The 25,214-nt window shown below is 44.1% G+C and carries 22 protein-coding genes and 1 pseudogene; 2 read left to right on the forward strand and 21 right to left on the reverse strand.

Features of this window, described 5'->3' with window-relative positions:
- Nucleotides 1-6: 6 nt before the first annotated feature.
- The 16 genes from OCV47_RS09220 to OCV47_RS09295 all read right to left on the reverse strand — a co-directional run bounded on the left by OCV47_RS09220 (nt 7) and on the right by OCV47_RS09295 (nt 21,360).
- Nucleotides 7-579, reverse strand: coding sequence for a hypothetical protein (locus OCV47_RS09220; protein ID WP_262654789.1), 573 nt, complete (start codon nt 577-579; stop codon nt 7-9).
- A 17-nt stretch (nt 580-596) separates the two neighbouring features.
- Entirely contained in the window at nt 597-2,750 is a 2,154-nt protein-coding gene (locus OCV47_RS09225) for an NlpC/P60 family protein (RefSeq protein WP_262654790.1), read from the reverse strand.
- Entirely contained in the window at nt 2,704-5,448 is a 2,745-nt protein-coding gene (locus OCV47_RS09230; protein ID WP_262654791.1) for an NlpC/P60 family protein, read from the reverse strand. Before OCV47_RS09230 ends, OCV47_RS09225 begins: the two co-directional genes overlap by 47 nt.
- A gap of 3 nt (nt 5,449-5,451) precedes the next feature.
- Complete coding sequence (locus OCV47_RS09235) at nt 5,452-6,132, reverse strand: septation protein SpoVG family protein (RefSeq protein ID WP_262654792.1); 681 nt, start codon at nt 6,130-6,132, stop codon at nt 5,452-5,454.
- Nucleotides 6,122-8,539: a VirB4-like conjugal transfer ATPase, CD1110 family gene (locus OCV47_RS09240; RefSeq protein WP_262654793.1), complete on the reverse strand. Its 2,418-nt coding sequence runs from the start codon at nt 8,537-8,539 to the stop codon at nt 6,122-6,124. Before OCV47_RS09240 ends, OCV47_RS09235 begins: the two co-directional genes overlap by 11 nt.
- Entirely contained in the window at nt 8,505-8,945 is a 441-nt protein-coding gene (locus tag OCV47_RS09245; protein ID WP_262654794.1) for a PrgI family protein, read from the reverse strand. Before OCV47_RS09245 ends, OCV47_RS09240 begins: the two co-directional genes overlap by 35 nt.
- Before the next feature lie 18 nt (nt 8,946-8,963).
- Nucleotides 8,964-9,857 (reverse strand): hypothetical protein, encoded by an 894-nt coding sequence (locus tag OCV47_RS09250; RefSeq protein WP_262654795.1) that lies wholly within the window; start codon nt 9,855-9,857, stop codon nt 8,964-8,966.
- Nucleotides 9,858-9,872: 15 nt separating this feature from the next.
- Nucleotides 9,873-10,181 (reverse strand): hypothetical protein, encoded by a 309-nt coding sequence (locus OCV47_RS09255; RefSeq protein WP_262654796.1) that lies wholly within the window; start codon nt 10,179-10,181, stop codon nt 9,873-9,875.
- Complete coding sequence (locus tag OCV47_RS09260) at nt 10,182-10,667, reverse strand: JAB domain-containing protein (RefSeq protein ID WP_262654797.1); 486 nt, start codon at nt 10,665-10,667, stop codon at nt 10,182-10,184. It lies immediately after the preceding gene.
- A gap of 152 nt (nt 10,668-10,819) precedes the next feature.
- On the reverse strand, nt 10,820-17,257 hold the full coding sequence (locus OCV47_RS09265) for a SpaA isopeptide-forming pilin-related protein (RefSeq protein ID WP_262654798.1): 6,438 nt from the start codon (nt 17,255-17,257) through the stop codon (nt 10,820-10,822).
- A 301-nt stretch (nt 17,258-17,558) separates the two neighbouring features.
- The gene (locus tag OCV47_RS09270; RefSeq protein WP_262654799.1) at nt 17,559-18,545 is read right to left on the reverse strand and encodes a ComEC/Rec2 family competence protein; all 987 of its coding nucleotides are present in this window, start codon (nt 18,543-18,545) and stop codon (nt 17,559-17,561) included.
- 2 nt (nt 18,546-18,547) lie between these two features.
- The gene (locus OCV47_RS09275) at nt 18,548-18,724 is read right to left on the reverse strand and encodes a hypothetical protein (RefSeq protein ID WP_262654801.1); all 177 of its coding nucleotides are present in this window, start codon (nt 18,722-18,724) and stop codon (nt 18,548-18,550) included.
- Complete coding sequence (locus OCV47_RS09280) at nt 18,717-19,565, reverse strand: hypothetical protein (protein ID WP_262654802.1); 849 nt, start codon at nt 19,563-19,565, stop codon at nt 18,717-18,719. Before OCV47_RS09280 ends, OCV47_RS09275 begins: the two co-directional genes overlap by 8 nt.
- Nucleotides 19,566-19,767: 202 nt before the next feature.
- Nucleotides 19,768-20,547, reverse strand: a complete 780-nt coding sequence (locus OCV47_RS09285; protein ID WP_262654803.1) for a class B sortase — start codon at nt 20,545-20,547, stop codon at nt 19,768-19,770.
- Nucleotides 20,537-21,130 (reverse strand): sigma-70 RNA polymerase sigma factor region 4 domain-containing protein, encoded by a 594-nt coding sequence (locus tag OCV47_RS09290; RefSeq protein WP_262654804.1) that lies wholly within the window; start codon nt 21,128-21,130, stop codon nt 20,537-20,539. Before OCV47_RS09290 ends, OCV47_RS09285 begins: the two co-directional genes overlap by 11 nt.
- Before the next feature lie 17 nt (nt 21,131-21,147).
- Nucleotides 21,148-21,360, reverse strand: a complete 213-nt coding sequence (locus tag OCV47_RS09295; RefSeq protein WP_117449999.1) for a helix-turn-helix domain-containing protein — start codon at nt 21,358-21,360, stop codon at nt 21,148-21,150.
- A gap of 270 nt (nt 21,361-21,630) precedes the next feature.
- Here OCV47_RS09295 and OCV47_RS09300 point away from each other — a divergent pair, with 270 nt between their 5' ends.
- A complete protein-coding gene (locus tag OCV47_RS09300; RefSeq protein WP_262654806.1) occupies nt 21,631-22,086 on the forward strand; it encodes a helix-turn-helix domain-containing protein in 456 nt (151 codons plus the stop codon).
- Nucleotides 22,087-22,267: 181 nt separating this feature from the next.
- On the opposite strand, the gene OCV47_RS09305 is transcribed toward OCV47_RS09300, so the two are convergent.
- Together OCV47_RS09305 and OCV47_RS09310 are read right to left on the reverse strand one after the other, a co-directional pair.
- Nucleotides 22,268-22,609 carry a hypothetical protein gene (locus OCV47_RS09305; RefSeq protein WP_262654807.1) on the reverse strand — a complete coding sequence of 114 codons (342 nt, stop codon included), beginning with the start codon at nt 22,607-22,609 and terminating at the stop codon, nt 22,268-22,270.
- Between the two features lie 191 nt (nt 22,610-22,800).
- Nucleotides 22,801-23,199 carry a hypothetical protein gene (locus tag OCV47_RS09310; RefSeq protein ID WP_262654809.1) on the reverse strand — a complete coding sequence of 133 codons (399 nt, stop codon included), beginning with the start codon at nt 23,197-23,199 and terminating at the stop codon, nt 22,801-22,803.
- Between the two features lie 110 nt (nt 23,200-23,309).
- On the opposite strand from OCV47_RS09310, the gene OCV47_RS09315 reads away from it, so the two are divergent.
- Nucleotides 23,310-23,543, forward strand: coding sequence for a helix-turn-helix domain-containing protein (locus tag OCV47_RS09315; RefSeq protein WP_262654811.1), 234 nt, complete (start codon nt 23,310-23,312; stop codon nt 23,541-23,543).
- Nucleotides 23,544-23,588: 45 nt separating this feature from the next.
- Here the strand turns inward: OCV47_RS09315 and OCV47_RS09320 are convergent, their stop codons facing one another.
- The 3 genes and pseudogenes from OCV47_RS09320 to OCV47_RS09330 all read right to left on the reverse strand — a co-directional run.
- Nucleotides 23,589-23,864, reverse strand: a complete 276-nt coding sequence (locus OCV47_RS09320) for an HNH endonuclease (protein ID WP_262654812.1) — start codon at nt 23,862-23,864, stop codon at nt 23,589-23,591.
- Nucleotides 23,865-24,031: 167 nt separating this feature from the next.
- A complete protein-coding gene (locus OCV47_RS09325) occupies nt 24,032-24,904 on the reverse strand; it encodes an energy-coupling factor transporter transmembrane component T (protein WP_262654813.1) in 873 nt (290 codons plus the stop codon).
- Nucleotides 24,901-25,214 (reverse strand): annotated as a pseudogene (locus OCV47_RS09330) (ECF transporter S component); the annotation flags it as partial. The pseudogene OCV47_RS09330 and the gene OCV47_RS09325, both read right to left, overlap by 4 nt.

Below are 25,214 nucleotides of genomic sequence, written 5' to 3' on the forward strand. Positions count from 1 at the left end.
TCTCCTTTAATTTTCTTCCTCAATGCCTTCCGGATAAATCCGGTAGAACTGATACGCTGTATCATACTCACAGATCAGGTTTTCCTCATGGGTAAATCCATCTTCGGTTTCATAAACCAGTTCTGTCCGGTATCCGCTCTCTCCATAGGGTTCCAGAAACGTTGCGCTGGTTAAGTGGCACGTCTGGCCTGTGATGCCCTGAAGATATAATTCTGCCGTTGTACAGAAAGCTGCTTCTCTGTCTCCAAGAAACTTCTTTGCATATCCTTCTTTTCCTTCCCGGTAGAGGGTTTTTCTTTTTTCCCCTACTGCCTCGGTTTCAGATAAGCCGCTCCTTTCATCCGGGTCTTCACTTCCACCTGCCGGTGTCTTGACAGATAATCGTTCTGTCTGTCGTTTTTCACTTTCTGTACCATCTGTTTTCTCCGATTCACTTTCCTCATCCGTTTCTGTCTCCTGTACTCTTCTGATTCTTCCCGCCAGCCCGTGGCACGTATCCGTAATAATGCCGGGGATGACAATGGACAGCACCATCACGGTCGCCCATAAAATAATAAAATACCAGTTTCTTTTTTTCATTTTTCTTCATCCTTCTGTTATGATCCAAAATACCAGTTCCCGCCGTTTCCGATCTGCACTGCATCTGATCCGGTCACCTTTCCTTTCGTTGAACGGAAACAGGTGTATGGGTGGTTACGTATCCCTTTTTTCAGGCAGTCATGAACCGCTTCTATGACATATCCCGGTACATTTCCGCCCAGCCTGCTTCTCCAGTAGTTGTCGATACTGTAGCAATACTGCCCGTTCGCTGTCAGCTGCTGCAGGGCATTGGAACCGCAGTAGGACCATCTGGCAGATTCTGTCCTGTTCATGGCTGATGTGATGACGGCCAGTGCCCCGTCATAACTGCCATTATCTTCCTGCGCCACAATCGCCCAGATCAGTTCCAGCTGTTCCTGCGTATAAACTGTCCCGTCCGTCTGGTTTCCGCCACTGCCTTTTTTCGTTTTTCTTACGGTCTGTGTCGTATATCTGCGGATGGAAGTCACCGGCATATAATCCGCCCGGCTGATGGTTGGTCCCGGTCCCGGATTGGCTGCCGTATGACAGGAATCCCCGGAACACTGTACGACCATCCCTTTTCCTATATAAATACCAACGTGTGGACCAGAAGACCAGTACACAATATCCCCCGGCTGTGCATCCATGAAGCTGTCAACTGCCTGTCCCTGTATGCCCTGTTCTTCTGCAAGTCTTGGCAGCACAATGCCAAACTTAGAAAACAGGCTCTGGGTAAAACCGGAACAGTCAGCGCCGCTTACAAGTGACGTCCAGCCCCAGACATAGCCCAGTCTTCCAACGTACTGCTGTGCCGCCTTTGCGATCTGTTCGCCCAGTGTGCTGCAGGCTTCTTTGACGGATTTTAAGGTGTAATAGCAGCTCCGGTTCTCCTGCGGGGAGATCAGTTCCTGCGCCAGCGGCATGTCACCTTCTCCGATACTTTTTACCAGATCCACAGATGCCTGTGTTTCCAGAAGGCTGCTGATCTGGACAAAGCCACGCACATCCCCGGATTCCACAAAGAGCCATCCATTATCCACCGTTTCTAAGACATATACCAGACACCCGGACATGCTCCTGCCAACTTCCCTTGCATCTTTTCTGGCATACTCCAGAATCGATCCGCTGTATAAAAAAATGGCATATTCCTTCTGCGCTAATACTGGCTGTGTCGTTGTATGGGTATAGGTAAAGGCTGCATTATCTGCAGCCTCACACCACGCTTCTCCTTCCGAGAATGCTTCTGTCCCAATTTCAGTTACCAGTTCTTCTGCCATGGTCTTCTCCAAAAGTTCCTCTTTTTTCACAAATCCACGGACATTCCCGGATTCCACGTAAGCCCATGTTTCATCCACCTGATCCAAGATATACAGTTTTCCAAAATAAGGGATTTCCCCTACCTGTTTTGCCCCTGTACGAATAGATTCATAGACTGCGGTGTTTCCCAATCCATCTGCAAGCGTGCAGTCCCATTCTGCTTCCGGGATCTGAGTAAAACGAAAATCTTCTGCATATTCCATATCCTCTCCATAGTCTGTCCATGCCGGACTGTAGGATGGAACCTCTGGCTGCCAGTCTGTTTCTGACTGTGTCTCCGATTGACTGGCTGTTTCCAATTCTGTTTCCCGCTGTGTTTCTGTTTCCGGTACACTTTCTGATCCGCTCCCAGTTCCTGCTTCACTTTCTGTTTCCGGCTCCGTAATGATTTCTCCGTCAGGCTTGTTTTCTGTCACATCCTCGCTTTCTGTCTCTACCGCTGTTTCCATTTCTGTGTCTGTTTCACTTTCATCTTCTGTCACCGCCTCGCTTTCTGTTTCCAGTTCTGTGGTTTTCTCGCTTTCCGTTTCTGGTTCGGTCATGGTTTCGCTCTCTGTTCCCGGCTCTGTAGCTGCTTCACTGCTATCCGGCTCTCCCTTCGTGTCCGGCTCACTTTTTGCTTCCGTCTTTGGCTGTGTCACCACTTCTGTCTCCTGCACTTCTGGCAGATCTGTATTGCTTTCTATATCTTCTTTTTCTGTGCACTCACTTTCGGTTTCCACCGCTGGCAGTTCTTCCGCCAGTACCGGTTGCATCTCACTTATGCATAAAGCCAGTGCACAGATTATCCCGACTGCACGTTTCATCTTTCTCCTCGCTTTTCCTTTAGTTTCCAAAGTACCAGTTTCCATTGGCACCAATCTGTACTGCATTTGCTCCTGTCTCACTTCCTTTTGTAGAGCGGAAACAGGTGTATGGGTGGTTACGGATGCCTCTTTTCAGGCAGTCTTCCACTGCCTTTTTCGTATAGTCCGGCACGTTGCCGCCCAGCCTTGCCTGCCAGTAATTGTCAATGCTGTAGCAGAACTGCCCCGGTGCCGTAAGCTGTTGCAGGGCGTTCGATCCGCAGTAAGCCCACCTTGGGGAATCCACCCGGTTCATAGCGGTGCTGATGACGGCAAGAGATCCTTCATAACTTCCGTTATCCTCCTGTGCCACAATTGCCCAGATCAGTTCCAGTTGTGCCTGTGTATAGCCTGTCCCGTCCACCTTATGCCCGCCGGTTCCAATTCCACCGGTTGTTACCGGTTCATTGATCCGTATAATGGCTTTTATGATACCAGACGGCAGATCCTGCGGTCCCAGTGACTGCACCCTGATACTCTGTGCCCCGGCTCCCGGTACGGTATAGCATTTGCCTTTCCCGATATAAACGGCTGCCTGCATCTTAGTCCCGTAAAAGCAGATATCTCCTGCTTTTAACTGCCCGCTTTTTACCAGCTTCCCCGCTGATTTATTTACATCCAGAATCTTGCAGCTTTCCTTTACTTCTTTTTTTACCGTGTCATTCATCATCAGTTTTCCTGAGGTGCTCCAGTAAATGATCTGTCCATACTCCAGGATTCCAAGATCATACAGCCCCCAGCAGACCAGCCTTGGTCCGTTTAATCTTTTATTTCCATCCGGTGCAATTGCTTTTTGGAAACTTCCCGCTCCGTACAATCTGGATACATGCCAGCTTTTTCCTTTTTTGATATCCGCCCGGATTTCCTTATCATAGGCTTTCATGACCTTTACCAGTTCTTTCCCGCTTGGTCCGGCAGTCCCTTTCAGCCGGTAGATCTGGATCACTTCTTCTGACTGGCTTTTTTGAAGCGGACCGATAGAAGCAACTTTTCCACCGTCCTTTTTCACATCGTACCATTTGCCATCCCCGGCATAGACATTGATGTGGTCTACGTACAGACAGATATCACCCATCTGCAAGATATCTTCTAACTGGGATACCGTTTTGTAGCAGCTTATGGTCTCGCAGTATTTCCGGATTTTAGACGAACCGCCACCTGCAAAACTGATACTGCCATTTCCCTGTGTGGTAAAGCCATCCCCTGCGTCAAACACGCCCATATCCCGGAGCGCCCAGGTTACCATCTGTGCCTCTGTCAGCATCCGTTTTCCTTTCTTTTCCACTTCAAAGGATTCTGCATTGTCATATCCATATTTCCAACTTCCTTTCCGGATCTCAGAAGCATATCCATCTAATGTCTCAAGCAGCTGCTGTGCAGAAATAATATCACTGTCCACCACTCTCCTTACCTGATAAGGACGTCCGTCTGAAGCCACGCTACTCTCACAGACGCCTCTCCCGGCATGGGCGGCATCGTAATTTTCCGGACCACCGGAGCAGTGAATTATATTTCCGTTGCCGGAATAAATTGCCACATGGCTGCTGGCATTCGTTGAAATACTCCCTGAATAAAATAAAATCAAGTCACCCGGAAGTGCCTGATCTGTTCCGTTTGTAGCTATCACCGTCCCGCCTGAGACTTCCATTGCATAGGTAGTCGAACCAATGTCATGGTCAAAATGGGAAAATACACCACTCACAAACGAGGAACAGTCTGCATAGTCCATCCAATCATCCTTTCCACCACGCCCTGCACCCCAGACATAACGGGTTTTTCCAATCCATTCCCGCGCATACGCAACAATAGCTTCCCCATTGGAACTCCCAACGGACTGGTCCGTTTCTTCATCTGATGCCAGAAACATCCCTGCCATCATCATCAGAATTAAGATAAGAAGTAACGGAAAAGCTGCCCCGCCAAGTGCTGCCAGAACAGCCATGCCCGTACGCATCCCGGATTCCTTCAGTTGCTTTACTGTTGCTGTTCTTTTTTTCAGAAACTTTACTGGGATTTCCAACATATAGCCCCCGGCTCTGGCAGTTTTCTCGGTTTCCTCTAAGAAGCTCCTGTTCTGTTCCAGATTCCTTGCATCCTCTTTCTGCTGTTCCCTGTTCAAATTTCTTCTTATATAATGGAGTATCCGGCGCTGCTCCCGTTTCTTATCTCTGGTTTGCTTTTTTCTGTCCTTCTGAATATCTGGTTTCTTTTTTCTATCGGCTTTATTATGTAAGGACTTTTCCTGTCTCTGTCTGTTTCTGTCCAGATACCCGGATACGGTATCTGTCCTTTCACTGCCTTGCTGCCTGTCCAGTCCGGCATTTCTTATGGCTCCCGACATACCCCGAATATCTTTCCTCATACGGATACCGGGATCATCATAGTTCTTCCTTGCATCCCGTCTCTGCCTGGCCATCCCAGTCTGCACATCCCGTCTTTCTGGCAGATCATACCTTTCTGATTCCAGATAAAGTCTTTTTTGTACCTGCCTGTGTCCCCACCGTTTTTCTGCTGATACCTCCTGCCTGTCTGCCATTCCCTGATTGTTCGGGGCCACTGCATAGCTTTTGGCTTTTTTTAGTATCCGCTGTCTTTTTTTCGGGCTGTATGTTCTCCAGATCTTTCTCTCTTTTCTGGACAGTCCGGTAAATGCATCGCCGTTTTTTCGGATATCCGACTGAAAAGTCCTTACTTCAGGTGTCTCTTTTCTGGTTCGTATCTCCATCTTTTATCTGCTCTTCTCCGGCCTTTTCTCTGTCTTTTTTTCGGGCGCTTTCTTTTGCTCCGGATGATCCCGCTCTTTCACGGCCTCCTGATAGGCTTTCATCATAAGATCCGACACCATTCTTCTCGTCATAAAATCAATGGGATAAAAATGGTTTTTATAAATTTGTTTATTGTCTTTCGTAAACTGACCGCTTGGATAAGCCGGGAATGACACATACAACTCTTTTTTCTCATCACTTTCCGGTTCTGTTTCTGTCCCACTGTACTTTCTCAGTGTGATCCCGGAAAATGCAAAGCAGCCATCCATGACAACCGTTCCAATGCCTTTCGTCATGGACTGTGGATCTTCTACCAGATATGCCTTTGCTTCATATTTCACTGCTAACTTATCATCTACATTAAACTGATACCATCTGCTTTTCGACTGGGCGGTATATTCATAGGCTTTTAAGATATTCCCATACAGTTCATCGCGAAATTCTTTGGTGATTGGGAAACAGTAGTCCTGATAGTTTCCTTCCTTATCTTTATAATGAGGCATGGCTACATAAAGTTCCTCTTCTTTACTCCTTAAAATCCTGATATTTTCCACCTTCATATTTTCATTAAAAATGATAAATGCAGACCCGCACACATTCTTTTTATTGTCCCCATAACGGCTGATCCCGATTTCATACTGCATTTTTCCGTTCCTCCTCTTCCTGTACTTTTTCATGGAAGTTGGTGTTAAACATCCTGTAAGGCTCACTGTCCTTGGGGAGCCGTCCATCCCTTGGGATATATTTCTCGCCAAATTTCAGAAGCCCGGTTCCCGGCGGTGCATTCCGGACATATTCTAACAGGCTGTCCGATACATCAAAGATCCCCTGCAGGATATCCAGCTCCGCATCACCCATGGACAGCAGTGACAGATACTCACTGTTGCTTAACATGGTTTCCACCACCTTCGACTGCATCAGGTCAACGATCTGCTGCGTAATGCCGGTACAAAGGCCGCCCAGTTTTCGTACCTCTTTCCAGATTTTCTGCAGCCGTCTGGCGCTGAACTCATCCGCAACCAGATTGTGAAACTCGTCAATGTAGAGCCATGTGGCAACTCCTCTTTTGCAGTTTTCTGCGATCCGGCTTCGGATCAGTTCCAGTAAAATCAGAATTCCGATGCCTTTCTGCTCGTCTCCCAGATCTGCCAGCCCAAATACCGTCAGCCGTTTATGGATATTTACATTGGTCTGTTTTGCAAAAATGTCCATTGGCTCTGTGATCCATGCTTCCAGTGCCAGCTTCAGTTCCCTTGCATTGCTCTCTGGCTGTCTTCCCAGTTCTTCGGAAAATTCCCGTAAGGTCGGAGCCTGTACCTGCTTTCTTTTGGCCGGATCTATATTTTTATAAATATTCTGCACGCACCGGATCAGGATGGATTTGTCCTGCGCTGACAAACTTCCACCCTGAATCATGGAAAACACAGCCTGCATCAGTTCCGCCTTGTCCCGGATAAAGGTCTGCTTCGTGTCCATGTACTTCCAGGTATCCAGCCCCAGCGGATTCACATGATGACCTGTAGCTGACCCAAAACGGATAAACTCACCTTTTAACTTTGGTGTAAATTCTTCATTTTCATTCTGGGGATCGACATAGATAATGTCATCTTTTGTGTTTAACAGCACCTGCATCATTTCTATTTTGACGTCCATCGACTTGCCGCCGCCCGTAACTCCAAGGGTAAACCCATTCCCGTTTTTTAACATTTTCCGGTTCCCGATCAGCATATTTTTACTGATCTGATTCACGCCGTAATAGATTCCACCCGGCATGTATAATTCCTGCACGATAAATGGCGTAAGGGCACTGACTGGCTGGGTAAAGAGCGGCTGCATATCCGTGACATACCTTGCTCCGGTCGGGATTGCCGTCTGGATCACCTCAATCTGCCGGTAATAAGCAGGTTCAAACATCAGGTTTTCTTCTGCCGCTGTAGCACGGAACGCTACCAGATGGTTTTCCAGTTCCTGCCGTGTATCTGCAGAAAGCACCGCATACAGAGCAACGTAAGACATTTTTTCATCGTTATCGTGTATAATATCCAGATAGGATTCCAGTTCTTCTTTTTCCTGACGTTTTTCATACGTGATATCACTGGAATAAGCATGCTGCTTATTTCTCGTTTCCTGCTGTTTTTCAATAGCCCTGCCATTTTGCATCAATAACTCTTCCAGCCTTTTTGTCACATACTGCATCGGTACTGCCGCCACATCCATGGTAAGGATCAGATGGTAGGTACCGGATGTCAGCCGCTTTATCACATCCGGGTTTAAGGATGCAGGGAATACCGGAAGATACAATGCCGTCACATAACGTCCGTCCATCTGGATACAGCTTCCGTCATATTCCCCGTATTCGTTTTGCCCGTGTTTGATGACATGCGGACTGATAATATCATGCCAGTCCTGCTTTCCTTTTTTCAGGGTATCCCAGTCATACTGAAATTCCGCTTCTTTCCCGCACCGGTAAAAGTCATGCAGCATCCGAATCCGTTCTATCCCGGATATGGAAATCAGCCTGCTTTTTAAGGTGCGGAAATTCACCTGCAGGTTTCCCTCAATGCTCCGGAAAAAGTTCCTGGCTGCATCCACATCTTTCCGCTTACAGCTGATAACCAGAACCCTGACCTGCTCCATCCCGGACAGCCCTTCCATCAGAATCTGTTCCATATGACGGTTCATGGATCGGGTAAGCTTTTCATACTCAGGATCTTCGTTTTTCAGGAATACCTGAGCTTTCACTTTTTCCATGTCCCGGTTTACGTTCATAACCAGGATTTTATAAGATACATTCAAGGAATTTAAAGTCTTGCACCACAATTTCAGAAACTCTGTTTTTCCATCGTCATCCATGGTTGAAAAATTGGCATCCTCAAACCAATATGCTTTGTCATACAGTTTTTCCGCATCCTCCGGTTTTTTCTCCAGTTCAAAAATCCCATCTTCTGATATCCGGTGAACCGGTATCAGTTCCTGTACCCGCTTCGGAACCGGATATAATTTCACACTTTTTTCTTTAAAGTCCAGCATGGATTTCCCGATCCATCCCATCTTCTGTCCCTCCTTCCATCTGCAGGTATACCTGCTTTATTCTGCTGTTTTTCTTCCCTGCGCTTTTCTCTGGTTCTTCCAGATAATACCGGTCCCGTTCTTCCGTCAGTGGGGACGGACTGTAAAAACAGGCTGGCATCTTTGTAATTTGATACTTTTTCAGAAGATTACCTGCTACATCGTGCCCCGTTACTTTTGCCATTCCTGCCAGACCAACTGTAAGAGGCAGCGGCAGGGATAAATACATAGCCATTGTCTGTGGTACAAAAAGGCAAAAGGTAAGGACTGTATAACAGATCAGATAAATCAGAAGGATCACACCTGCATATGCAGTCTCTTTTGCGCTGAATCCCTTAAAAAAATCATCTTTATAGTTATCAATGTTGGTATTTACTGGTATCTGCATCTAGTATCTCCTTTTCTGTCATAATCCCAGGCACCTGCGCACGGTGTTATCCGCCAGCTTTGCACTGGATGAACATGCCAGCATCGGCACACAGTACCCACAGACGGTCAGCATAATTCCGATTACGCTTGCCTCCCCGGTTGTATTAAACGCTGCGGCATCTTTGGTCAGTCCATAACTGATTGCAATCGCAAGGGCAATGACGACTGCTTCCAGCGCATACCCGATAAAGGTACGCAGCCACGCGATTCCGGTCTGGTTAAAACTGCTCCCACCGGCGAACCCGGCAAAAGCCGCCGGTGCAAACGGGATACACAAATACATCTTAAACAGCCTTGAAAATACCGTCAGCAGTATCTGCACCCCGCACACAATAATGATGGCTGCGCCAAAAAATCCTGCGGCCATTCCAACCAGCCCGCTGGAAAGCACCGTTCCCCCAGATGCCTTGTCTTCCGCAAGCTGGCTTTTAAACGAATCAAACACATCCGAATCCTGTTCTTCTGGCAGTTCCATACCAACTGTCGATACCACTGCCGTGGCACACTCTGTTATCCCCGTTACCAGTGCCATGGAATTGGCTATCAGAGATGTGGTCAGCACCAGCCTGATAAATAACTTAAATATACCGTCAAAGGAAAAGGTGCTTCTTACGTCAATGCTGTCCCTGGCCCAGCCCATCAGGAAATACATCACGGTGAGCGCCCCTCCAATTCCAAGGGAAAGGGAATAGATGGAGCCTGTTACCATACTCCATCCACCACTCAGCCCCTGTGGATTCATCTTCAGATAACTTATACTGATGCGGTTACAGCCGTTCCAGATAAACGTCCCGCCTTTCAGACAATTTGCCCCGGCATCAATCATGGCATTTCCCATGGATTCCAAAATCCCGTCTACCAAAAAACTCATCTGTCTTTTCCTCCATTATTTCAGGAAATTTACGATCTGAGGTGCCATGATAACCAATAGTCCAGCTACTACAGACTTAATTCCCTGCGTCATCTGGGATGGGTCATGGGAATTTAACCCGAATGCCGCCAGGTTGAAAATCCCATATCCCAGAATCATCACACCCATGGCTGATAATATGTTCATAAACAGCTCTGATAAACTGTTAATCTTACTGACTGCTTCCTGCGCCCCTGCCATATTGACGGTATGTATCAGCATCATCAGCGTCATTGGCAGGATATTCGCTCGTTTGCAGATTGTCTTGCTTTTGCTCTGTCTCACTTATCTCGTCCTTTCTGCTGTCTTTTTTTCCTCTTTCACAATCTCACGCTCTAATACTCCCGCTTCATGGAAACTATAATAGGTTCCTCTTTTTCCTACGATAATGTGATCCAACAGATGCACCCCCAAAAGCTCTGCTGCGTACTGCATTCTTTCTGTAATCTCAAAATCTTCCCTGCTTGGTGTTGGATCTCCTGATGGGTGGTTATGCATCATAATCATACTTGCCGCATTGGATAAAATCACGCTTTTCAGCAGTTCCCTTGGAATGGCACACGCCTGTGTCAGCGTACCAATGGACGCTACTTCCATATTTAAAACTTCTCCCTTTGCAGATATGTTTAATACAAACATCATTTCCCGGTCAGCCTTCTGCATGTCATTCATCATCAGATAAATGGCGTCTTTCACATTTGCTATTCTTCTGTCCCCAAACAAAGAAGGTACTTCCTCCAGCCTGACCCTCACCTGTTTTAATTTCTGCATATATCTTCACCGCCAAATTCGATCTCCAGGATCTGGTCTTCCGGGAGATTCCAAATCAGTTCCAGCAGTTCTTCCAGTGTTACTCTAATTGTCACAGTTATCGTTCCTTTCCAGCTAAAAGAGCCGGCCGTTTCCGGCCAGCCCTGTTCTTTTTAGTCTTTCTTCTTTTTTCTTCGTAACAGACAGATCCCTGCCATGCCAACGCCTGAAAGAATCAGGACAATCGCCGGGAGATAACGGTTTATATCACCGGTCTGTACCATCTGCGCTATGACATTTCCACTGCCTGAGGAAGACGGGGTGCCGCATCCGGTTGTGGTAGTCTTTGTCTTTCCAGTCAGATCCACCAGCGTATCCTTTGGTTCATCATACATGGTAACAGGCTGCACTTCCAGCGAATCCGTTACCGTAAAAGTCACATTTTCTGCCACCTCATAGCCTTCCGGTGCGGTCACTTCGATCAAGGTATACTCTCCGGCTGCCAGATTCATTTCATGCGGGGTTTCTTCCGATACCCATTCTTCTATCTGATTGCCTTTCGCATCTTTGACCGTTAATTTGGCTCCCGGCAGTTCTTTTTTGCCAGTGATATCTTTCTTGCTGACTGTCACCCGGATCTTTTCATCCAGCATCTCCACCTTCTGGATGTCTTTGGTATCCGTTACTACAAAGGTAATTGTTTCCGCCTTGGCATAGTATTCCGGCGCTGCAGTTTCCGTCAGGGTATAGGTTCCAATAGGCAGCATTTCTATGTAATGCGGCTCTTCTGTGGATACCCAGCTTTCCACTGTTTCACCGTCCTCATTTCGGATCTCCAGGGATGCTCCCGGCAGTTCTTCTTTCGTGGTGATATCTTTCTTGGAAATCTGTACCTTTGTAACTTCATCCTGCATGGTTACTTTCTGCACTTCCAGTGAATCTGTCACCTCGAACATCACGGTTTCCGATGTGACATACCCTTTCGGCGGCAGAGTCTCTGTCAGGTAATAAGTTCCAGCAGGCATGCCATATACGAAATGCGGTTCTTCTGTGGATGTCCACTCGTCCATGACTGCATCATCCTCCGCAGAGGTAATTTTCAGCTGTGCCCCTGGGATTTCTTTTTCCCCGGTTATGTCGGTCTTTGATACCTGCACCACATTTGGCTGGTTTGTGATTTCCAGCTCATATTCTGCTTTTCCATCAATCAGCCCGTTTTCATCCACTTCAAACATATAGGTCTCTGTGTTCAGGTTGTAGCCGGGGATCGTTGCTGTTTCCGCAACCATATAAGTACCGTTCTTTTTCAGGTATGGCACACGGATTTCTCCATTTTCATCCGTCACGTAAATCTGGTCTTCCGCATCTTCTGCATCGGCTTCCTTCACCCGGAACGTAATACCGGATAATACTTTGCCGTCTACGCTGTCAGTTTTTCGGATCTTTACCGCAGTCGGTTTATCCTTGATATCATCCAGAGGCAGGATCATGGTCTGGTCTTCCGGATTCACCAGATTTCCTTCCTCATCCAGTTCGTCAGTCAGTTCAAATTCAAACCGGTCTGGATTGATTGCCATGCCCGCATCCGGCACTTCTGCCTCCTGTACATAATAATGTCCCAGGAATAACTCTTTGGATACCGCAATACCATCTTCATCCGTGGTGATCCGGTCTACAATTTCCCCTTCTTTTACGTAAATCTCTCCGGCACAGTCTGCTATATCTTCACTTGCTGTAATTTCAAAGACATATCCGGCTCCCAGATGCTTCCCGGTCTCTTCATCCACTTTTGTAACCTGCACCTTTTTCTTCATCGGTTCATCCGAAATGGTAAGTTCCACCAGCTCCCCTGTCTTTTCCCCGTCTGTGATCTGCACCGGGTATTCTGTCTCACTAAGCAGGTATCCCCGGATACGGATGATTTCTTTTACAAGATAAGTTCCGGTATAAAGTGGTTTGGATTCTGCTACAGACTCTTCATTGGTAGTAATCGTATCAACGACGGTTCCTTTTTCATACCCTTTTCTGGTATGGCCGCTTCCGTCTTTCACTTCATTTGCCTTGATTTCAAATACAAACTCTGCCCCCGCCGGGCTTCCTGTTACGGCATCTGTCTTTTTCACCCGGATTGGACGCTTCACCGGATCATTGGAAAAGACCAGATCTTCCAAACCGCCCAGTATCTCAATATCGGTCTGCCAGTCTGCCCCTTCCTTTTCCGGTTCTTTTTCCACTACTTTGAAGGTCAGTTTCTGCTTTGTATTTAACTGGTAATGATCTGCAGCCTCAGTTTCTTCAATACGGTAGGTTCCAGGGTAGAGCAGCTTCGTTGTCTGCGCCCAGCCTGTCTCATCTGTCCGGATCTTTTCAATCACAGCATCTTTTTCGTACCCAGGATAAGCTTTTCCTGCTCCGTCCAGTATGTCTTCCTCTGCAAGGACTGCAAAAGTAAATCCGGCACCGGCCATTTCCTGGCTGTCTGTGTCCAGCTTTTTCACTTTTACCTGTGTATACTGTGCACGTTTATCGGTCACGGTCACAACAACCGGATGCTCCAGATCCCCTTCCTCAGTCAGTTCCACCGTTACATCCTCTGCACGCTGATACCCTTTTGGCGGGATCAGTTCGTGGATGGTATACGTTCCAGCTGGAAGCGTTTCTTCAAACTGCACGGTTCCATCCTCTGCGGTCTGGAAGGTATCGGTCTTTTCTTTTTTGCCTTTCACCTGAAGGGATACTGTTTTTCCCGCCTCGTCCAGGATCTGGAATGTCATCTGACCTCTTGTAATCAGGTTTCCCGTATCTGCATCCCGTTTTTCAATCACAATGGCAGCCTCTTTTAAATGGTTTACAATCTCAGCCTCATATACGCTTTCCTCATCAATGGTGATGATCTCTTTTTCCATTGGCTTATGGTATTTCGGCGGTGTAATCTCTGTCAGCTCCCAGTCACCAAAATACAGGTTCTCTGCCATGCCTTCCCCTTTTTCATTTAACTGGATACGTACTTTGATACTTGGATCTGCCACATAGGTAAGTTCAAACACTACTTCGGATAAATCACGTTTTTCCCAGATTTTCGGATCTTCCTTTTCGTCCGGTGCCTTGATAATCTTCAGTTTCCCAGTTTCCGGCTTTTCTGTCACATGTACTGCAATCGGCGCATTTTCTGTATTTCCAGCTGTCACCGTCACACTGACCACCTCATCCGATATATGATACCCGGATGGTGCCGTCTCCTCCCTGATCTGGTAGGTTCCGGTCTTGACTGCAATGGTTTCTGTCCTGCCATTCTCCTGTGTGGTCAGACCTGCCACTCTTTTTCCGGTGCTGTCATAGACCCCATACACCGCTCCTTTTAAGCTGTATGGTTCCGGTACTTTTGTGCCAAGCACCTGATCCGTTTTTTCCAGATACAGATAGCCTTCATCTTTATCATTGGTTACATTTAATGGGGTACAGGTAAGCTTGACTGCCTGTAATTCTTTTCCGTCTGTGTGGTCACTTACCCCCACGCTGTACTCCCGGCTGTCTAATACATACCCTTCCGGTGCTTCCACTTCTTTTACAGTCAGAACTGTGCTCTCTGGAAGCCCAACGCCCACCGTATCATTGATCTGGTACAGGGCATCACTCTTCTGCGTTTTCCATGCAGTCAGATAATGCGCTGTGTCATAACTGATTTTTCCGTCTGAGTCTGACTTAAAATACCATGTACCGACTGCCTTTCCGGAACGTGTTCCTTTTACCTGAAAAACAGCCCCGGCAAGTGGAGTCTGAGTCTTTTTATCTTTCTTTACCAGAAATGTGCCATTAAAATAAAATGGTTTGTTGGTAACTGTCAGACTGGTATTTTCCCCGTTATTCACGGTTATTTTATATTTGTGGGTATCCCATGCATGTCCAGGCATTCTGGCTGTCTCCACGATCCAGTAGGTACCCTCATCCAGTTCTACCACCTGGGAGACTTCTGTTGCAGAAGCTGAGGCCGGGGAAATGTCCACATCAGCTGCCTGTTTGGTGCATGCCTCATCCTCATAAATGACAAAAGCAGTGTCTACCTGAATATCTGAAAAAGTCTTTACCAGATTGTCAGATGCACTGCGTTTTTTCAAGGTTAAAGTGCCGCCGCCTTCTTCTACCTTAATATAGGTGGTTCCTCCAAAAGTCTGGAATCCATTGGCGCCCTTTAAAGTCATTGTCAGCTTGATCTTCGTTGGTTTATTATTTTTGTCCGTCATCAGCGTTGCTTTCATGGTTGCTCCGCTGCAACACTGGCTGAATGCCCCGGATGTATACCAACCCCAGTGTCCGTATCCAGATCCCGGTGTGGTACATTTCACATCCATCTTGGTCGGAATTGCGCTTTCCATATCCAGTTTTAGCGTCTCTTTGATCCAGGTCTTGATCTTTGTCCGTAAGGAAGACTGCAGGGTTACATGGGCTTTACTCTTCGCTCCTACCGCAGAGGCTCCGGAATCTGACCCATAGGTCTGCAGGGATTTCACTACAGTTGATTTTCCGGACCATGTTTTGGAAGTTGAGGCACGCATGGAAGAAAGTTCCATGCCATCTTCCCATACCCATTCATCACTCCGTTTGTCTGCTTTGCCGCTATCTTCATAGCCTGTTACATCTGCCAGAATCTGGTAGGTATGTCCTTCCTTCAGATCCATCACATAGACTGTTCCATTTTCTGTCATGTTCTGTTCCAGCACACAACCATCTGCCACCGTACCGTCTTCATATACGGTTACCTTTGGTGTAATCTGATGTCCATACGGGGATCTGGCTGTCAGTTCCAGCATCTGTGCTTTTCCTGTATAATCTGTCCCGTACTTAGCCAGACTGGTTTTGCCACCTGCTTCCGTTACCAGACATTCCACTTCACCGGATACTATATGTACCACTGCGGTCCCACTTTCCTGTTCTGCATCTTCTACCGTGGCCTGACACTGTACTTTAAACGTCTGGCTTAAATCACTCCATGCATAAAGTTCATAAATAACAGTATACGTTCCTGTTTTGGATACATCAAATCCGCCGTCATCCAACAGATCCATGCCAAAGATATCCCAGTCATAATCCAGGTTTGCATCTAACAACTGGAATGGTTCACCAGCCTTTACATGTATCTCCTCACCCTGTACCGTTTCACCAATATAGGTTGGCAGCTTTCCAGCATGGGATGTGTCACCATAGGATTTCAGATAAAAAATATTATCATAATCGTTAGATCCTGTATCTGCATCTTCTTTTTTATCCGTCACCGCAAACGGCACAACAACATACCACTGATAAGCTGGGTCTTCCTGTAACGTGGCCTGATAGGTCAATTCACTGATGTTCTCTCCACTGTAGTCAATTTCCCCTTTCAGCCACACAATGTCTGCTCTGTCAAGCATGGCGCTTTCCGGATGGTAATCTTTCACATCAAACTTCTGATCCTGGCTCCAGACTGTACGCTTCTTTAAGGTAACTGTTTCGCCGGGATCTGGAAGTGTCATACGGTACAGTTCGTCTTCCGATACTTCCGTTCTTTCACTGGCTGAAGTCTCTTCTGCCGTTTTCTTTTCCGTATTCGTCTCAGTCTCTGTCTCTGTTTCTGTTTCTGCTTCTGATTCCGTCAGAATATTTGTCTGTTCTTCGGTTTCCGATTCAGCTTCCGTTACCGGAATTTCTATTGCCCCTGTCATAGTTTCTGTTTCGGATTCTGTGACAGGCTCAGATTCAGAAGGATCTTCCACCAGAATCGGACGTACGACAAACCAGTACTCCTCACTGCTTTTATCTACCCGGTACACAGTCTCATATTTACCCGGCTTATCATAGGTAATATTCTCTGATATCAGGGTAATTTCATAACCGTCTGCTTCATATGGAATGTTACGGAAATCTTTCTCCGGGTCAAAATCCCATGTATCATACGGAATAGCCAGTGCCTCTACTACTTCAATGCTCCCAGTATTCGGCAGTAATGTCTGTGCATCTGTTTCTTTGGATGGTTCCGGTATTGGACGTGCTTCGGTTTCCGTCTCTGTCTGCTGCTCTGTCACTGCTTCGGTTTCAGCCTCCAGCACTTTTTTCTCTGTCTGTTCCTCTTCCGGCGGTCCAGTTTCCGTCAGGTTACTTTCCGTTTCTGTCTCTTTGGCATCTGAATTTTCTTCTATGGTTACACGCAGCTCTACATTCTTTTCCGGCATTTGAAATTTGCAAACATCTTCTTTCCAACTACATGGAATCTCTTCTTTCTCCGCTAAAACCTGAACCTGTTCTACATGGAGACCGTCTTCCGCTGTAATGCCTATCTTGACCGCTTCCTCCGGTGCATATGCCAGTATTACCGACTTATCTGAAGTTTCCTTCACTTTCGCATGGTCATACTGATATGTGCATCCATCCATCTCTTTTAACAGCACCTCATAAAGCTGTACCGGCATTTCACTTTCACTGCCGGTTTCTGTCTCTGACTGTTCTGTCAGTTCTTCTGTCTGCTCCATCTGTTCCGTCTGAATCTGCTCCGCAGCAATGACCGGAAGAGGGGATAACAGGTTTGAGACTGACATAACCACCGCCATCAACAGAGATGTTGCCTCTTTTCCTTTCTTCATATTCACTTTTCCTCCTGTTTTTGTTTTCGGCTTTTTTCTCTTCACCTCGTTTCCCGCCAGTTTTTAAGCAAAAAAAGAGACCGACCAGTTATGATCGATCTTACTTTGCAGGTCTTTTCTGCTTTTTCTTTTTTTGCATCTTAACAGTAACACAGGTGGTTATTTCCATTCAATACCCATCCGTTTCGAATGGATTTGACTGGTTTTCATGTATTTTCATTGATTTACATTTTATATAAGAACTTATAATGTCATATAAAATACCATAAAAAACCGACTGATTCTCAAATGAACCAATCGGCTATCCTTCCGCATCTTCTATTATCGTTGCTGTTCCCTCATATTCCTTTTTTACTGATAAATCATTTAAATTGTAATCTAAGTGAATAATTCCTGTTCCATATTTTTCATTTTCTACATCAGATGTACACGCCACTTCTTCCGCTACTTTTTTATACCTCTGCAGAACATTCATTACCGGTAATTTTTTATCTTTGAAAACGGAAGTCGTTGCATATTCTGACTTCTTTTCTCCGGATGTACTTAGAAATTCAATCATATTTTTTGCATCTGCACTGCCATGATGGGGTATCTTTATGTAGTTATAGATTCTGGGAATATTTTCCTCTTCTGCTTCATTATTCAGTGCTTCTATTGTTGCATGATCCATATCACCTGCAAACATAAAATTAACACATTCTGAATTTAACAACACTTTAACAATACATGCTATCCCCATTTGATTTATATTTGGTTTCTTATTTAATCCCTGCATTCCTCCTAAATATGAAAATGGTGCAATACATAATATTTCCACTTTTTTGATTACATTTTTCCCATTAAATTCTATTCTATCCAAAATCTCTGGAAAATGACACAGTGAATTTATTTTTTTCCTGTAAATGCTTTCTTTCCCTTTATTCAATAAATGTAGGTATGAAACAATTTTCTGGCATTCTTTTGAATACTTCTGTCCACCTGTAAGTACATTGGCTGTACATATTTTTGTTGATTTATTACTGTATTTTTCAATTATCCGATCCATACCTATAGAATGGTCATCGTGAGGATGTGTCCATACGATAAGATTTACCCTTCCCTCTAAATGCCATTCACTTAATATTCTATCCGTTTCTTTACTGTTTTTTTCATAACAGTCTATTACCAAGGAATACAATATATTTCCAGCTGCTGTGTGTAAAATAAAAAGGCTGCTTTCTCCTTCTGAATCATATCCAATATGATAAATTGAAATATGAACTTCTTCCGTTTTACCTAATGTAATCATAATTATTTTTCCTTAAACCGCACTATACTGTTTACATCAAAAACATTATCCCTTTGTATTCTTGGATATGATGCTATTCGCTGGTTCTCTGCATGAAATTCAACTTTAGGTCTACATCCATTCATCGTGGAAGCTTTTCTTGCTTTTACAGCTCCTTTTGTTCTTATTGCTTTACTCATTTATATTCACCCCCTCTTTTACTTTATCTGTTTTTCCAATCAACAAATCATTTGCAAATCCTTCTGTAATATGGCTCATAAACAGTTCAAAGGATATTTTATTTAAATCATTTATGATATTCTCAAAATTTACTACTTCTTTAGACGGTTCATATGAAACAGTAGTATTCATTTTTCCTTCATAAATCTCTTCATCATACGAGGTATATCCCTTAATAACTGATTTTACTATGCTCACATTATATTCTCCATATCTGAATTTATTGCAAATAGATGTCGATTCTGGAAGAATATTTTTTTCTTTTCTTTGAATCAAATAACATGCATCTGCAAACATTTCTTTATTATAACATTGATATAACCGATACAATGATTTACAGTATATACTGTCTTTTTTGGTCAAGTATATTCCTTCTACCTCGAAATATTCTTCCTCTGCAAACAATGTTATTAATTGCGCCATAAGCGAAATATTCTCTTTCAGTTTATGAGCTGCCTCATAATTTAATGTAATTGAAAGGAATAGCTTACTAATAGTAATTATCTCAGTTTCATCTTTTGAGCAATATCGTATAACACTTTCCGTATCATGATATCTTTTTAAAGTTGCTGTTGAAACATAATTTCTTTCTCCATAAGCGGATAATTCATCTCTTGAAAATTCGCTTTCTCGTCTACTATAACGTTCCGGAGATAAAATTTGCTTTATTTTTTCCTGCGTATTTTCTATTTCGATCCTAGTAATCCCATGAAAATCTATAAGAAGTTCAATTTCATCGTATATATTTGCCTTAATTTCGTCAGGTAAAATATCTTGCTTTTTCTTTTTAACCGTACTCATTTTCCTTTCCTCCGGATTTTTAGTAATACTATTATATCAAACTTCCACGCAATACACACTATATTTTTATTCTTCCTCTCCAAATTTCGAGGCTGTCTAGTCTATTCTGATCCATCCCCGTATCCTCTCATTTCTATCTCTATTATAATTTTCTTTCAGCCAAATAACAACTGAACAATTTATGAAACCGTCAGAAATAGATTTATTCTATCTGAATACCCTGCACTACCTGTCTTACGGCCTTATCTCCTGTACAGGTAGACAATGTGACAATCTTTTCTGTCTGCCCGTCCCAGACATCTAGTGTAGATTGCCCCTGCATTTTCCTCATCCATGCTTTGTATTTCTCCACATCACCAAACTGAATCGTATAGGTCTCACTCCCCGTGTGGGTGTTGTACACGGCACATATCTGGTACAGCAGATTTTCTTCTGGTGTGATGATCCAGAAATATGGACATTTTTGCAGTGTCTGTTCATTTTGCAGATCTTTTAACATGGCAAACATACTTCCATCTCTCATATTATGCCCGTAGATGATACTGTTATAATTCTGGAAGTCCGGATCATTCGCTGCATCCAGAAAGATACTTCCTGCAAACAGTTCCTGCCTGTACATATCATGATGCAGGTAAAATTGATTATCCCCTCCCTGAAGCACCGGATAAGAAAGATCCAGTGCCGGGATCTGCAGCCATGCAATAATATCCTGGTTGGCTGCTTTCACCTCTGTCCACTTAACCTCCGGAGGCTCCGGTACTCCCACCGGCAGTGCTTTCTTTTCTTCTATTACTTCTGCAGTTTCCGTTTCTTCTGTATCGGATTCTATAAAATGTACCTGCGCATATATGTACTCATCCCTGCCTTTTTTGTATTCCTCATGTACACTTATGCCTTGATACACGCCGCAAACAATTAAACCCACACCGACTATACCAGGACAAACCGCTGCTGCAATCCTGCTTATCTTTTTATTCTTCATATGTACTATACCCATCCATCAGCTTCAGCATCATACTCCGTCTGGCTTCCTGTAACTGCTCGCTGAAAATCTCTCCCAGCTGCTCCAATGCACGTCCCCGTATTCTGCTGATCGTTGACACACTAAGCCCGGCCATTTTTCCATATACCTGCCACTTTTCTCCCTGTATACAGATATGATTCACTATTTCCTGTTCTTTCTTTGGCAGCTTTGCAATACATTTCTTCAGCAATGTGATCTTGCATTTTTCCCGTGATATTGTCACCAGTTCCTCAATGACTTCTTCGATCTGCTCTTCCACATCCTGCCTTGACCGCATCAACGCATAATACAGTCTGTCTTTCTGTGAGGTCGATTCCATCTCATCAATGACTTTTCCGGCAACAATACGTGTTCTGCTGTTACGTTCCATGGCACTGTCCAAAGATTCTACCTCATGCATCACATCATTTTCCCGATTATGGAGCATTTTTTCCATGTCCGCCAGATGCGCCAGATACTCAGCCAGCTCCTGTACATCCATAGCTGCAAGCTCCGAATAATATTCTACTCTCTGTCTGTGCTTCCCATCCTGTTCTTTCATGGCACTGGTATCCTCCACTATTTTTTATGATCCAAAATGATAAAATCTCGAATATCATTTTGAGGAAACGCCCTAGACATCCCAATTAAAAAAGTGCTTCCACCATCTCTTTCGCCTGAAAGAACCCTGCTCAAATAGGAGCGGGATATCTGCGCCCTCTCAGCCAGCTCGATCTGTGTCCATCCTCTTTTCTGCATTAATTCCACGATTTTTTCTACATTCATTTTCATCCTGTCTTCCTCTTTTGTTTCATTGTGATTTGTTTTTTTATATTTTTGTTTCCATTTGTCAACACTTAGATAAAAATAAATGCTGCCATTACAGCAGACTTTCTAATTATGAGTATATCTGTAGACCTCCTTTTCGTCAACCCATTTGTTTCAAATTGGTTATTTTTTCTTTGTATTTGTTGCCATTTGGCAACAAATATGTTATAGTAAAGTTCACAAGAAGAACTTATATTTACCAAAATATCATATACAATCATAGAGGTTTTCATTATGAGTGATCATTCCATTCCTTTTAATAATCATAAAGATACTGTTCCTTCTACCACTGATCTGACCCCTGGTCAGTATTTAAGGGAAAAAAGACTGCAACGGGGATATAGTATCCGCAAATTGGCAGAAGAAGCAAACTGTAGTGCATCCTATCTTAACCGGATTGAACATGGTCAAAGACGACTGGATTCCATGGCGAATATCATATTATTGGCATCTATACTGGATTTTCCAGTCAGTGAACTGTTACAACTCACCAATCTTTCTGATGCTGAAATGCTTTCTCCGATTCGGACTGCATTTCCAAGTATCCAGACCAGTCATCAGGAAACCGTTATCACCAAATTTGCCAGTCTTATCACATCTGGTGCCCTCTCTGAGGAACAGATGGATCAATTGATATTCAATGCCACTGCGTTCAAGGAATACTGCCAGAAATGTAATCAACATAAATAGAAACACCGGGACTTAACTCAACAAATAACGTTGTGAAATGTCCCGGTTTTTTAGATTATCCGCTTTCAGATTGCGGATCTTTAGACGTTTATTTTATGAATTCCCTTATTCAAAGGTTCTGTAGTGTTATCCCTGATAGCAGAATAACACTACACTTGTTTTTCAGATGATGACTTTTACCTTATACTGCTTTCTTTTTACAAATTACTAACTGTAACTCAACTTCTCTATCCAGTTCATTACCGCCGTTCTTTACCGGAATCTTCTTACCGGAAAACAACTCACATACCAGAAGCAACATGGTTTCCAGAATCTCATCCGTATCCGTATAAAAAGCCTTTACGCATTCCGCATCTTCTGGATTGGTAAGTCTCGCCAGGTATTCATCCACTTTTGCCTTACAGCTATCATGCCTCTGCAAAATCTGCTCAATTCTCTCATTATGTAACACAATTTCATCTGTCAGATATTCCTGCTCATCTTCATCTGAAACAACCAGCACCTCCTTATCCGGTGTATTCATTCAATTTGTTTTCCTTTCCCTGTTACCTGAAAAAAAGCTGTATGACTACTTCCCCCCTTTCCCGCTTCCTTTTTTCTGGTAACAAATAAGAGTTCTGTTTCATCATTTTTATTATACAATATTCGCCATATTACTACAATCAGAACTTGCTTTTTTATGCAAATTTCATAATATACACCTTGCTTTATCTTTTACCATAGATTAATGATCTTCTTTCTTTTCCGTCTGTTCTGCATAATAATTCGGTGACCTATTGGGAAATACACAAATTCAACATATATGTTACAGTCATCCTGATCCTTCTCTGTTTGGTATACTGTTACCGTTAATTTATCCACTTCTGTATTCACAAAATAGTATGGCTCGAAACCATTTTTCTCATATTTTCTGACAATCTCCTGTGCACATTCTTCTCTTTTCACCATATCGTCATACAACACTACTGATATCCATTCATTTTGCTGTCCATCCATCCCATTTCTGATACTGCTGACTACTTCCATTGTTCTGTTTTTTGTTGGCGATATTGTCTGTCCACAACGTGACAATACCATTAAAGCTCCGCATAATAATACAATTTTCTTTTTCATTTCTTCCTTTCTCTCCGAATGTTTCGTTATAGCGAAACATTTTAAGCATACTTTGTCCTAATATTAGTGTGTAGATATATTTTTGAACCCGCAAAGGATTAACAAACATTATGCAGAAAATCAGACCGGATCTGGATATAGGCAGAAACATTCAACAGCTCAGATATAATGCTCAGCTCACTCAGGAACAGGTGCTTGCAAAGCTTAATGTCATGGGCATCCAAATGAGTAAAAGTACCTATGCCAAAATCGAAACTAATCGTATGAACATCAAAGTCAGTGAATTAATTGCCTTTGCCAAAATTTTCGATACTGATTTCAACGCATTTTTCAAAGGGTTATGACACATTCTCTGGGATTTCTCCCAGAGATTTTTTATCACAGAAATACTACAAATTTTGAATCAGCCTGTATAGCTTCTCAGTAAATTCTTTCCCACATTTTTTCTCCGTCAGATACCAGAATACTTCTGTTATGTGCATATAATACTCATCCTGCATCATAGTCCCTTTCATTCTGTTACAGGTTCTGCAGGCACACTGATAATTAGCCAGTTCATTTTTTCCTCCAGCTTCCAGCGGTATGATATGGTCAATCGTCATCTCTTCATAAGATATTTCTGTCCCACAGATCTGACAAATTCCATAGTATTTTCTGTAAATCATCTGTCTTTCCTTTTTTCTGATACTTTTCCTTTTTGCGTTCATGTAATTCTTTTTATTTTATTCCTCCCTATATATATACGGATCAGACATAAAAAAATGACAGCATTTTACAAATTTCTACAAAAAAAGTTGCTGCGTTTTTTCACAACAACTTTCCATTCATTTCATTATTTCAATTTTCGAAATCGTCTTTCCCCTACTACCTGCAGCCCCATCGGAAGCAGCAAAAGCACCACATAGGCTGCATAGAATACCATTGACATTCCAGTCACTCGGTTCATCATAATCATCGGGTTATACTGAATATTGGTCTGGTTGAACATCACGGCCATAAGGGTTACGGTAATACATGCAAATATGGCAATGACAAAGCTCCGGTCACGGTTATCGAACCGGTAGATGGAGAACGCCGTCCGTCCCCGCAGGGAATATCCACGGCACTTCATAGAAGCCGCACTGTCCATGAAGTCCTCCAGTGTCCAGGTAATTAAAATAGAAAGAAAGCTGCACATATGCAGCAGACACTGCAGCGGATTGCCCTGAAAACAGCCTTTGCCAATGCCTCTGCGGGACAGCTCGATTCTTCGTCCCCTCTGTTTTACCCTCGGTACAAACCGGAGCAGGATCGACAGATACAGGGAAAGTCTTGGGGATATTCTTCCAAATAAATAGACTACTTTGTCTGCGGATACCACTGCAAAGATACAGGAAAAGATCATGATTACGGCAGCGATCTTCGTTCCCCGGACAATCCCCACCGTCACAGCTTCCAGCGTGATCTGATTGCCGATAAAATTCATCCGCAGATTGGTGATTCCAAAATGATTGTAATAGGAATACCAGGCTGTGTAAGCCCCGATCAGCGGAATCAGACACAAGTTAAAAATCAGCGACCGCTTTCCATTTAATTTAATGGAATAGACAAATGCACACAAAAACGAAATGGCCAGATAAACCGGGTGGTCGAAGTTCACTGCACAGACGATGGCGGTCACAAAATAGATCAGGTTGATCATTGGATGGTAACTGTCAAATCTCATGCTTCATCCTCTTCCATCATACCGTATTTTACTTTGATCCGGTTCAGCTTCTCCATGATCGGCTTCTCCAGAAGCAGTACCGTCAGGAAGGTCGCCAGTGCATGGATGGCATTTACCGGAAGTCCGGATGCATAAATGGCGGCTGCAGAAGCCTTGTTAATCTCATTGGTCATCAGGAATAACGAGCAGGTATCCAGGAGAGGCCCCGTCACCAGCAGTACTTCCAGCCCGCCAAAGATGGCTGCCGGCACATTTTTGTCCTTCTTCAGTACCCCCGCATGGGTCAGGAGGCCTGCCAGAAATCCTGCGA

Origin of the sequence: Muricoprocola aceti (assembly GCF_025567005.1) — a bacterium.
In the GTDB taxonomy this organism is placed as follows: domain Bacteria; phylum Bacillota; class Clostridia; order Lachnospirales; family Lachnospiraceae; genus Marvinbryantia; species Marvinbryantia aceti.